Origin of the sequence: Streptomyces paludis (genome assembly GCF_003344965.1) — a bacterium.
Taxonomy (GTDB): domain Bacteria; phylum Actinomycetota; class Actinomycetes; order Streptomycetales; family Streptomycetaceae; genus Streptomyces; species Streptomyces paludis.
This window is the reverse complement of record NZ_CP031194.1, coordinates 1,070,671-1,081,825: the sequence shown is the minus strand read 5'-3', so window position 1 is coordinate 1,081,825 and position 11,155 is coordinate 1,070,671. Positions and strand designations below refer to the sequence as shown.

At 71.0% G+C, this 11,155-nt stretch carries 10 protein-coding genes; 7 read left to right on the top strand and 3 right to left on the bottom strand.

The genetic code is table 11. The annotated features are described in order from the left end of the window. The first annotated feature begins 35 nt into the window (after window positions 1-35). Window positions 36-962 (top strand): esterase/lipase family protein, encoded by a 927-nt coding sequence (locus tag DVK44_RS04690; RefSeq protein WP_114658466.1) that lies wholly within the window; start codon window positions 36-38, stop codon window positions 960-962. 39 nt (window positions 963-1,001) lie between these two features. Here DVK44_RS04690 and DVK44_RS04685 read toward each other — a convergent pair whose 3' ends face one another. Next, window positions 1,002-2,105, bottom strand: a complete 1,104-nt coding sequence (locus DVK44_RS04685) for a lytic polysaccharide monooxygenase auxiliary activity family 9 protein (protein WP_114658465.1) — start codon at window positions 2,103-2,105, stop codon at window positions 1,002-1,004. A 381-nt stretch (window positions 2,106-2,486) separates the two neighbouring features. Here DVK44_RS04685 and DVK44_RS04680 point away from each other — a divergent pair, with 381 nt between their 5' ends. Continuing rightward, window positions 2,487-3,329, top strand: coding sequence for a putative protein N(5)-glutamine methyltransferase (locus DVK44_RS04680; RefSeq protein WP_114658464.1), 843 nt, complete (start codon window positions 2,487-2,489; stop codon window positions 3,327-3,329). Then, entirely contained in the window at window positions 3,326-4,435 is a 1,110-nt protein-coding gene (locus tag DVK44_RS04675) for a methyltransferase domain-containing protein (RefSeq protein ID WP_114658463.1), read from the top strand. The genes DVK44_RS04680 and DVK44_RS04675 overlap by 4 nt, the downstream gene beginning before the upstream one ends. Before the next feature lie 44 nt (window positions 4,436-4,479). Here DVK44_RS04675 and DVK44_RS04670 read toward each other — a convergent pair whose 3' ends face one another. Both DVK44_RS04670 and DVK44_RS04665 read right to left on the bottom strand, forming a co-directional pair. After that, a complete protein-coding gene (locus tag DVK44_RS04670; RefSeq protein WP_114658462.1) occupies window positions 4,480-4,683 on the bottom strand; it encodes a DUF397 domain-containing protein in 204 nt (67 codons plus the stop codon). Between the two features lie 15 nt (window positions 4,684-4,698). Next, window positions 4,699-5,568 carry a helix-turn-helix domain-containing protein gene (locus DVK44_RS04665; protein ID WP_228446990.1) on the bottom strand — a complete coding sequence of 290 codons (870 nt, stop codon included), beginning with the start codon at window positions 5,566-5,568 and terminating at the stop codon, window positions 4,699-4,701. A 231-nt stretch (window positions 5,569-5,799) separates the two neighbouring features. On the opposite strand from DVK44_RS04665, the gene DVK44_RS04660 reads away from it, so the two are divergent. The 4 genes from DVK44_RS04660 to DVK44_RS04645 all read left to right on the top strand — a co-directional run bounded on the left by DVK44_RS04660 (window position 5,800) and on the right by DVK44_RS04645 (window position 11,152). Continuing rightward, window positions 5,800-6,249: an ATP-binding protein gene (locus DVK44_RS04660; RefSeq protein ID WP_162793662.1), complete on the top strand. Its 450-nt coding sequence runs from the start codon at window positions 5,800-5,802 to the stop codon at window positions 6,247-6,249. A 340-nt stretch (window positions 6,250-6,589) separates the two neighbouring features. Beyond that, on the top strand, window positions 6,590-6,721 hold the full coding sequence (locus DVK44_RS04655) for an FxLD family lanthipeptide (RefSeq protein ID WP_114658459.1): 132 nt from the start codon (window positions 6,590-6,592) through the stop codon (window positions 6,719-6,721). 86 nt (window positions 6,722-6,807) lie between these two features. Beyond that, a complete protein-coding gene (locus DVK44_RS04650; RefSeq protein ID WP_114658458.1) occupies window positions 6,808-9,906 on the top strand; it encodes a lantibiotic dehydratase in 3,099 nt (1,032 codons plus the stop codon). Then, a complete protein-coding gene (locus DVK44_RS04645) occupies window positions 9,893-11,152 on the top strand; it encodes a lanthionine synthetase C family protein (protein WP_114658457.1) in 1,260 nt (419 codons plus the stop codon). Before DVK44_RS04650 ends, DVK44_RS04645 begins: the two co-directional genes overlap by 14 nt. Window positions 11,153-11,155 lie beyond the last annotated feature (3 nt).

Sequence of the window (11,155 nt, the reverse complement as noted above, 5' to 3'; positions counted from 1 at the left end):
TCGCTTTCACCCTTGAGCCGCAAGGAGATCGCCTGATGCTGCCCTGGAGACGCGCGCTCGGCACCCTGTCCGCGCTGCTGCTGGCCGCCACGGTCACCGTCACCCCCGCCGTGGCCGCGACCACTTCCGCATCCCCCGCTGAATCCCCCTCCGTTTCCGCTTCCACATCCGCTTCCGCTTCCGCTTCTGTTTCCGCCGCGTCGAGTCGCGGGTGGAACGACTTCTCCTGCAAGCCCTCGGCCGCCCATCCCCGCCCGGTCGTACTCGTCCACGGCACGTTCGCGAACTCCGTCGACAACTGGCTCGGTCTCGCGCCGTACTTGGTGAACCGTGGCTACTGCGTCTTCGCGCTCGACTACGGCCAGCTCCCGGGCGTGCCCTTCTTCAACGGGCTCGGTCCCATCGACGCCTCCGCCGCCCAGCTCGCCACGTACGTCGACAAGGTCCTCGCGGCCACCGGCGCGGCGAAGGCGGACATCGTCGGCCACTCCCAGGGCGGCATGATGCCCCGCTACTACCTGAAGTTCCTCGGCGGGGCGGCCAAGGTGAACGCCCTGGTCGGCATCGCCCCCAGCAACCGCGGCACCACCCTGCTCGGACTGACCAAGCTGCTGGCGTACTTCCCCGGCGCCGGGGCCCTGCTGAGCACGAAGACCCCGGCGCTGGCCGACCAGATCGCCGGGTCCGCCTTTCTGACCAAGCTCAACGCGGGCGGGGACACCGTCCCCGGGGTGCGCTACACGGTGATCGCGACACGGTACGACGAGGTGGTCACGCCGTACCGCACACAGTTCCTGACCGGCCCCGACGTACGCAATGTGCTGCTCCAGGACCTGTGCGCGGTCGATCTGTCCGAGCACGCGGCGATCGGTCTGATCGACCGGATCGCCTTCCACGAGGTCGCCAACGCGCTCGATCCGGCCCGGGCCACGCCGACGACCTGCCTGTCGGTGATCGGCTGACGCCCGGTCAGGAGCATTCGTGGTCAGGCGCACGCGCGGTCAGGCGCGGTGCCGGACCACCCTGCGCCGGGCCGTGCCGAACATCACCGCCGCGCCGACGGCGAGGGCCGCCGTGCCGCCGATCGCGTAGTACGAGGTGCTGTCGCCGGCCCCCGTCTCGGCGAGGTTCTCCCGCCGGCCGTCGGACGCCCGCTCGACCGGGGCGCCGGCGGCCTTGGCCTCGGGGGCGTTGGGCTCGGTGGTGGCGGGCGCGGGCGCGGTGGGGGTGGGCGTGGGGGCGGGCGCGGGCGCGGCGGTCTCCGCCGGGGGCCGCGGCGCCTCCGTACCGTCTCCGCCGTGACCGTCCTCCCCGCCCTCGCCGCCGTGTCCGCCGTGGTCGACGGTGGACTTCTCCGCGCCCTCCTCGATCGTCCGGTCGCTGGGCGCCGAGGCGGGCGGCGCGGCGGCCGGCGGCGCGGCGGGGGATGTACCGGCGCCGCCCGTACCACCGCCGCCCGTACCGCCGCCGTTCTGGCCGAAGACCACGTCGGAGCAGGTGTAGAACGCCTCGGGGCTGTCCGAGCGCTGCCAGATCGAGTAGAGGAGATGGCGGCCCGACCTGTTCGGGACGACACCGTTGAACACGTACGCGCCGTCCTCCAGCTTCGGGTCACTGACCTTCAGGAACGGCCGCTCCTCCAGATCCGACCACTTCAGCGGGCGCGTCGGGTCGTACCCGTCCTTGGTGAGGTACAGCTCGAACGAACCCCGGTGCGGCGCCGTGGCCTTGTAGCGGAAGGTACGGTCGCCCGGCGCCATGGGGGACGACGGCCAGTCGGCGCGCGCCAGATCGAGCCCCTTGTACTTGTCCCGGCCCGCGCCGCACAGCTTTCCGTCCGGGATCAGCTGCCGGTGGTTCCCGGCGGCGTCGGCGATGTTGACCTCGTTCCAGTCGTAGAACGCCTGCGTACCGCTCGCCGCGATCGCGGCCTTGCACGCCTCCGACCGCGGGTTCTCCGGCCCCTCGGCGAAGCACGCGGCGACCCGGCTGACCGGGTCCGTCATCGACCCGTGGGCGGCGGCGGGGGCGGCGGTCAGACCGGTCAGCGCGAGCGGGGCGAGCCCGAGGACGACGATCCCGGTGGCCGTACGGCGAGCGGTCATGAACTGGTTCTCCTTCGGAGCGGACGGCGGGAATCCGCCGGAGCGACCGGCGGCCTCCCCGCCCCCGTGCCGCTCCGGCGATCAGCAAGCTAGCCGCTCCGAACCCCTCAAAAGCCTGTTGAGAGGGGGTGAGGGCGATCCTTATGGTCGGCTTAAGGTGAGGCTAAGAGGCCGCTCAGGTAAGGTGCGCGTACGTACCGTCCAGCACCACCCCGCCGTGCGCCGCGCAGGCGCACCGCATACGTACCGGCCGAAGGAGGCGAGACCCATCACCGCTGTAGCAGGTCGGGTGCTCCCTCCGTACGGCCGCGCGATCCCTGGGGAATAAGGGACACGAGTGGCCGCCGGGAGTGCCCTGGGCATCCCGAAAGGCTCACTCGCATGGCAGTTCCGCTTCCCCCTCCCTCCTCCCTCTCCGCCGCGCCGTTTCCCGGTGTCGTGGCCAGACTCCGCGCCGCCGGCTGCGTCTTCGCCGAGGACGAGGCGCGGCTGCTGCTCGCCGCCGCGGCGACACCGGCCGCCCTCGACGGCCTGGTGGAGCGGCGCGCCGGGGGACTGCCCCTGGAACACGTCCTCGGCTGGGCGGAGTTCCGCGGCCTGCGGATGGCCGTGGACCCGGGGGTCTTCGTGCCCCGCCGCCGTACCGAATTCCTTGTCGAGCGGGCGGCGCTCCTCGCCCGCCCCGGCACCGTCGTCGTGGACCTCTGCTGCGGCTCCGGCGCGCTGGGCGCGGCGCTGGCCACCGTCTGCGAGGGCATCGAACTGCACGCCGCGGACATCGACCCCGCGGCGGTACGGTGCGCCCGGCGCAATGTCGCCGCCGCCGGTGGCGGCACGGTCCACGAGGGCGACCTCTACGCGCCCCTGCCCGCCGCGCTGCGCGGGCGCGTCGGCCTCCTGCTGGCCAACGTCCCGTACGTACCCACCGAGGAGATGGGCCTGCTGCCCCCGGAAGCCCGCGTCCACGAGGCCCGGGTGGCCCTGGACGGCGGCGCCGACGGCCTCGACGTACTGCGCCGCGTCACCGCCGGGGCCCGCGACTGGCTGGCACCGGGCGGCCACCTCCTCTTCGAGACGAGCACCCGCCAGACCGCCCGGGCCGTCGCCGTCGTCACCGCCGACGGACTGACCCCCCGGGTGTACCGCTCCGAGGAGCTGTACGCCACGGTCGTCACCGCGACCCGCCCCGCGTTGTCAGTGGGGGATGGCAGCATCGGGGGATGACCACGATCGACTGGGACGAGGCCGCCGACACCTTCGACGAGGAGCCGGACCACGGCCTGCGGGACCCCGGGGTCCGGGCGGCCTGGGCCGGGCGACTGGCGGGGTGGCTGCCGGAGACGGCCGGGGCGGTGCTGGACCTCGGGTGCGGTACGGGCAGTCTCGCGCTGCTCGCCGCCGAGGCGGGGCACCGGGTGACGGCCGTCGACCGGTCGCCCCGGATGGCCGCGCTGGCGCGCGCGAAGCTGGCGGCCGCCGCCGGTGCCACGGCCCGGGTGCTGGTCGGCGACGCGGCGCGCCCGCCCGTGGCGGCGGGGGCGTTCGACGTCGTGCTGGCCCGGCATGTGCTCTGGGCGCTGCCCGACCCCGAGGCGGCGCTGCGCCACTGGGCCACGCTGCTGCGCCCCGGCGGCCGGCTCGTCCTGGTCGAAGGCGTCTGGTCCGGTACGGGACTGCCCGCCGCCCGGCTCACCGCCGCGCTCGCCCCGTTCACCGAGCGCGTCCACCACGAACGGCTCTCGGCGGACCCGGCGCTCTGGGGCCGCCCGGTCGACGACGAGCGGTACGCGCTGATCGCGGCGCTCGCCCCGCCCCGGCGCCACCGCGAGGTCGTCGACGTCCATCTGATCCTGCGCCGGGGCGACGAGGTGCTGCTCGCCCGCCGCTCCGGCACCGGATACGCGGACGGCCTGCTCAACGGCCCCTCCGGGCACGTGGAATCAGGCGAGGACGTCCGTACGGCCATGATCCGGGAGGCGGCCGAGGAGATCGGCCTCTCACTCACCCCCGACGACCTGCGCGTCGCCCTGGTCATGCAGCACCGCGGCCCGGCGGGCAGTCCCCGTATCGGCTGGTTCTTCGAAGCGGCGTACGGCGCGGGCGGCGAGCCCGTCAACCGCGAGCCGCACAAGTGCTCCGGACTGTCCTGGCACCCACTGTCCGCGCTCCCGGACGACATCGTCGCGTACTGCCGCGCCGGCCTCGACGCGTACCGCGCGGGCGAACGCTTCGTCATCCACTGGCACGAGGACGACGACCCGATCGCCCACACGCCTGACGCGCCCGACCGCGCCGTCCTCCTGCCCGCGACCCGGCCGGGACCCGAGTAGGGCAACCGCGCACCCGGATTTCCGCGAAGGCCGGCTCCGGCGCGTCAGAGCACGTCGGAGCGTATGGCTTCGACGAACGTCTGCCAGGGGGCCGGATCGAAGGTGTGGGCACCCAGGGCGCGGTCCTTGCTGTCGCCGATGGCTACAAGGCCGTCTGCGGTCACCTGTTTCTCGACGCAGGCGCCTCCGTTGTCGGGGCTGTAGGAGGACTTCCGCCACGCGTCGGAGGGGAGGGTGTGCCGCGTCATCTGAGGTGCCTGCCTCTACGTTCTCTGCTCGAAATCCCGCGCTGCCTGCGAGATCAGGTCCATCGACTGCCGCGACGCCAGCGCGGCGGCACGAAGTTCGTCAAAGGCTAGCTGGTACCGCTCGGCAGTCCGATTCTCCTCCAGATACAGCGCTCCGTCGAGATAGTCCAGATTGACGATGTCAAGATCCATGGGATCGGGATACGCATTGAGGCTGAACGGGCCGTCGAGGCCGGCGTGCCAGCCCTGGCCGAACGGGATGATCTGAATCGTCAGCCTGGGCGGGCTGTTGACGTCGATCAGCTTCCGGAGCTGGGCGGCCATCACCGCCGGGCCGCCGATCTCACGCCGAAGCACCGCCTCGTCGAGAACGCAGATGTACTGCGGCGGATTGTCCCGGCGGAAGATGTCCTGACGGCCCATGCGTACGGAGACGAAGGACTGGACCTCGTCTTCCGTGGCCGTCTTCTCCACGGACCGGATGGACTCCGTCGCGTACTCAGGTGTCTGGAGCAGCCCCGGTACCAGCAGTGGCTGGAAGGTCTGGATCCGGGCAGCGTCGGACTCGATGGTCAAGTACTCCTGGAAAGTCTCGGGGAGTATGGCGATGTACGGAGCCCACCAGCCCTTGCGGCGCCCTTCCCGCGCCAAGGCGGTCAACGCGGTCCTGATCTTCTGGTCCGCGACCTGGTAGAGGTCGAGCAGGGCTTCCATCTCCAGTTTGGAGACGCCCTGACGGCCGTTCTCCTGCCGGGAGATCTTGGACCTGTCCCCGCCGATGCGCTCCGCGGCTACGTCCATCTTGATGCCGGCCGCTTCACGCAGCCGCTTGAGTTCATTACCGACCTTGCGGCGCCGGACAGTTGGGCGTGGATGGTTTGACACCTGGGCCCCCTCCAAACATGTGGACCGTCAGTATGGACCACATCACTCCCCGTCATATGCCGGAGTGCTAAACCAGTTTGGTGGAATCTGCAATTTTGGAGATTCTCGGCTTGCGAATCCCGGTGGGGCGGGTCCACTCTGTTCTTCATCACAGAAGGTGCTCATGAGTTGACTGAGCGTCTATCCGTTCGCGATGCGCCGATCCAGCGCGCTGGAGGAGCCATGATCGTCATGGCAGAGGCAGACACCACGCAGTACAGGCAGCAGCTGACCGTCCGTCCGTGGATACTCGCGGGCGTCCGCCGAATCGTCGGCGCGTACGTCCGGCGCTGGGGCTTCGACCCGTTGGTGGACGACGCCGTGTACTGCGTTCAGGAGCTGCTGACGAATGTCGTCAAGCACACCGAATCGCCGAACTGCCTGCTCGTTCTTCAGCGTTGTCCGTCCGGCATCCGCGTCGTCGTCAGCGACACCAGTGCGCGGTTGCCCGTACGCCGCGAGCCGGACTGGGGAGCCGAGAGCGGACGCGGACTTACGTACGTGGAGAACCTGGCCGACGACTGGGGCGCCGCGCCGAACGAGACGGGCGGCAAGGACGTGTGGTTCGAGATGCGCTCGGACGAAGACTCGGCGGAGAAGCTCGCTGCCGACCGAACCGTCGAACACTTGCTTTCGAGGTGACGTGAGTCCTTCGTGGAGGACGAAGACGCGCAGGGCGCGGAGTTGAGCAGATAGCCGACGTGGCAGCGTTGCCACGAACGTTCTGGGGACATGCCGACTTTGTCGGGGACTCGCCGTTGGCGGAGCCGCTGGACTACGCCGTCTCCGTACTCCATGTCATCGGCTCCTGCCCCAACCGCCCGTTAGCCGTGTGACTGCTGTCCGCGTCCCGGACAGGACCCGGCCGTCGGCACCACCCACGTATTCCGGCGCGGTGTCCTTATCCGTGCCGGAGCCACCCAGAGTGGCAACCCCCCCAGCGGCTCGCTCGCGGCCGCGCACCCTCAGAAGGAGAAAGCACATGGAGCACGACGATTTCGACCTCGACATCAGCGTCCTGGAGTCCGGTGACGGACAGGCGACGCTGATCAACCTGACCGACGACGGCTGCGGCAGCACATGCTCCAGCCCGTGCGCCACCAACGTGGCCTGACCACACGCACGGCCTGTGTGCCGGCCCGCGCGGTCAGTTGCCGCGCGGGCCGGTGCACCCGGCACTTCATGGAACAGGGAGGGCGCATGGATTCCAGGAACGGCGGGTCGTTGTACCGGTGCGCGGACACGGCGCTCGTGCGCGCCGCCCGTCACGTGAGGCTGCCGCTACCGGCCTGGCCGGACTTCAGCGACGAATCCCCGGCCCAACAGCTGCGGTGGCAGACGTGGTTGCGCGAGGTCTGGCCGATGGCCGAGGTCGCCGAGATCATCGAGCAGGCCAGCCCCTCGCTCGCACGGCAGGTGGACATGCTGTGCTCGGCGGTCGCCCCGGAGCCCCGTCAGCTGCGCAGCGCGCTGGTATCGGTGATCCGGTACGTACTTCGGATGACGGGCCGTGCGACGCCGCATGGTCTGTTCGCCGGTATCGCCCCCGCTTACTTCGGCCCGGAGCCGGAGTGGACCTGGGGCGAGCGGCACCGCGCCGTCGCTCGCGCCGACGGGGCGTGGACCGCCGACATGGTCCGCCGCCTGGAAGCCCGCCCCGAGTTCCTGCGACGTCTGCCCGTCATGGCCAACACCACGGCGTACGTACGAGGCGATCGGCTGATCGTTCCCTGTCCGCCCCGCTCGGGCCGTACAGAGAGCAGTCCTTCGGCGGAAGTGTCCCTACGGTTCACCTCCGCTCTGCGGATCGTCATGGAAGCCTCCCAGTCGCCCATCCGCTGTGACGAGTTGGTGGGCGGGGTGAAGGCCGCGTTCCCTGACGTGGCCGCGCACCGAGTGGAGAGTCTGGTCACCAGCCTGGTGGAGTGTGGCGGTCTCATCAGCAGCCTGCACGCGCCGTCCGCGACGCTCGACGCCCTCGACCATCTGGTCCGTCAGGCCGACGCGGCCGACGTGCCGCAGGTCGCGGACCTTGTGGAGGAGCTGCGAGAGGTCCGAGACGGCATGGCCCAGCACAATCAGACGCTCGCCCCTGCGGACGGGCGGCGTCTGCGCGCCGCGCTTCGGGAGAAGATGACGACGCTGAGTACCGTCAAGGACCAGCCCGTGGCGGTGGACATGCGTATGGCCTGCTCGCTCACGCTGCCCCCGCAGGTTGCCCGCGAGGCGGAGAAGGCCGCCACCGTGCTGGCCCGTCTCACCGCGTTCCCCTTCGGCACACCGGCGTGGCAGGACTTCCACAACCGGTTCTTCGAGCGGTACGGCATTGGCTCCCTCGTGCCGCTTCGGGATGTCGTGGACGCGGATGCCGGGCTCGGGTTCCCGGCCGGGTACCGGGACGCGGAACCGGAGTGGCGGGAGGCCCTGACCACCCGAGAACAGCGGCTGTTCTCGCTCGCCCAGACAGCCGCACTCGACGGCCGTGACGAAATCCGGCTGGACGAGGAAATGATCCGCACCTTGACGGTCGGTGACCAGGCCACGATGCGGGTACCGCCGCATCTGGAGCTGCGTTTCCATATCCACGCCGCGTCACAGGCCGCCCTCGCCGACGGCGACTTCACCCTCAAGGCCGTCGTACCCTCTCGTGGGATCGGCACGACGAGTGGCCGGGCCCTGGGACTGCTGGGACCGGACGACCGAGCGCGAGCCACGGCCGTGCTGGAGCATTTACCGGTCACCGCGCCCGGCTCTCTGCCCACGCAGCTCTCTTTCGCCCCCCTCGACCGTGGCGACGCCAACGTCACGCGTGTGCCCGAGCTGCTGCCGACCGTGATCAGTCTCGCCGAGCACCGCCCGGTGGACGAGCGCACCGTCACGCTCGACGACCTGGCGGTGGGCTGCGACCGGAGCAGGCTGTTCCTCGTCTCCCGCTCCCGCGGCTGCCTGCTGGACCCGATGACTCTGCATGCTCTGGATCCGAGGGCCCACACACCGCCGCTCGCACGGTTCCTTGCCGAGATCAGCCGGTCCCAGTCCGCCGTCCTGACCCCGTTCCCGTGGGCGTCCGCCGCCGCTCTGCCCTACCTGCCCCGGGTGCGCCACGGACGGACGATCCTCTCGCCGGCCCGGTGGCGGCTGGACCGGTCGGAGCTGCCCGGCCGACGTGCCACCTGGGAGAAGTGGCGCAAAGCGGTGGACGAGTGGCGGACACGCCGTCGGACACCGTACGCCGTCGCGCTGACCGAGGGCGACCAGCTGTTACCGCTGGACCTCGGTGAGAGCGCGCATCTCGCGCTGCTCCGTACTCACCTGGAGACCAGCGAATTCGCCGTCCTGACCGAAGCCGGCTCCGACGGCGACTGGTTCGGAGGGAGAGCACACGAAATCGTCGTCCCCATGACGGCCGCCCGCCCCTCGCAGTGGCCGACGATCCCGCCGGTGACCGCTGACCGTCTGCTCACCCGCGACCATGGCCACCTCCCCGGAACGTCCCCGTGGCTGCTGGTCACGTTGTACGGGCACGTCGAACGACACGCCGAGATCCTGGCCCGCCACCTTCCCGACCTGCTCGATCAGTGGGACGAGCCGCCGATGTGGTGGTACATGCGTTACCGCGATCCCCGATGGCACCTGCGCCTGCGCATCGCGATTCCCGGTCCGCGGGACTTCGGACCAGCCGCGAACCGTATCAGCGCGTGGGCGGCCGGGCTGCGCCGCGCCGGACTGCTGAACGACATGCGGTTCGCCACCTCCTACCCGGAGACCGGCAGGTGGGGCACGGGACCGCTGATGGGTATGGCGGAGGAGATCTTCGCAGCGGACTCCCGTGCCTTGGCCGTCCAGTTCGCCCAGAGCGGGTGTGCCGGCCGACAGGTGCTCGCCGCGGTGAACTTCGTATCACTCGCCACCGCTTTCAACGGCGGCACGGCCAAGGGCATGGACTGGCTGATCACCTACGGCAGGATCACCGACCCCCGCCCCCTGGACCGGACGCTGCTCAGCGAGGCCGTCCACCTGGCCGATCCGACGGACGACTGGGCGGCCCTGCGCGCGGCCCCGGGCGGGGCGGCCATCGCGCACGCCTGGAGGGAGCGGGACGACGCCCTCGCCCGCTACCGGGGACGGCTGCACGAGGCCGACGGCATGGACCCGGACATGATCCTCGACTCGCTTCTGCACGCCCACCACATCCGCGCCGCCGGCATCGACAAGGACGACGAGCGCATCTGCGTACGGCTCGCTCGCGCCGCCGCAATGGCCTGGAAGCACGGAGGGAATCACCATGGAACCGCGTGAGAACGCACGGGCCGCTGCCGACGCGGTCGCAGAGCGGCTCGCCACGCCGGAGGACATGCGGTCGCCGCATCACCGACAGGGCTGGTGGCCGCAGTCCCTCGCGCACGGTGCCGTGGGTATCGCGTTGCTGCACATCGAACGGGCCCGGACGGGAGACGGCCCGTGGCAGCGCGCGCACGACTGGCTCGCCTGCGCCGCGGCACAACCCGCGATCGGCGGCACCGACAGCCACCTCTACTACGGGGCGCCTGCCCTCGCCTTCGCCCTGCACGCCGCCGCCGACCGGCCCGGACGCTACGCCCGTGCCCTGAACACCCTCGACCGGCACATTACGGCGGCGATCCAGGAGCGGTTGGCCGGCGCCCACGCGCGCATCGACCGGGGCGAGACGCCCAAGCTTGCCGAGTTCGACGCGATCCGGGGCCTGAGCGGTATGGGCGCCCTTCTGCTGCACCGAGACATTCACATCGATCTGTTCCGCGAGATCCTGGCGTACCTGGTCCGGCTGACCGAGCCGGTCAAACACAACGGCGAACCACTGCCTGGCTGGTGGAGTCACCTCGCGCCTTCTGGCGAAGTCTTCCCGGACTATCCGGCAGGGCATGCCAACAACGGTGTCGCCCACGGCATCGGCGGCCCCCTCGCTCTGCTTGCCCTCGCCATACGTCACGGCATCACCGTCGAAGGCCACCACGAGGCGATCGCCCGCATCCTGGCCTGGCTCGACCGGTGGCGGCAGGACGGGCCCGCCGGCCCGTGGTGGCCGTACTGGATCACCCGCGAACAGCTGCGATCCGGCAGGCCCGGCGCCGGACCGTCCCGGCCGTCCTGGTGTTACGGGACGGCCGGACTGGCCCGCGCCCAGCAGCTCGCCGCCCTGGCCACCCACGACCCCGCACGCCAACGGGCGGCCGAGGGCGCGTTCCTGCACGCCATGACCGACCCCGGCCAGCTCCGGGCGACCGTCGACCTCTCGCTGTGTCACGGCTTCGCGGGCCTGGCGCACATCACTGGACTCGTAGCCGCCGATGCCATCACCCCCGGCCTCACCGAGTGCCTGCCCCGCCTCCTGGCCCCGATCACCGATACCACCACCGGCTCGCCGGCGGCCTCGCTGCTCGACCCTCCCGGCGGCGGAGACATGGGACTCCTCGAAGGCGCCGCAGGCACCGCACTGGCTCTCCACTCCTTCCGGGCCGGCACGGCGACCGCGTCCGGCTGGAACTCCTGCTTCCTGATCAACTGACCA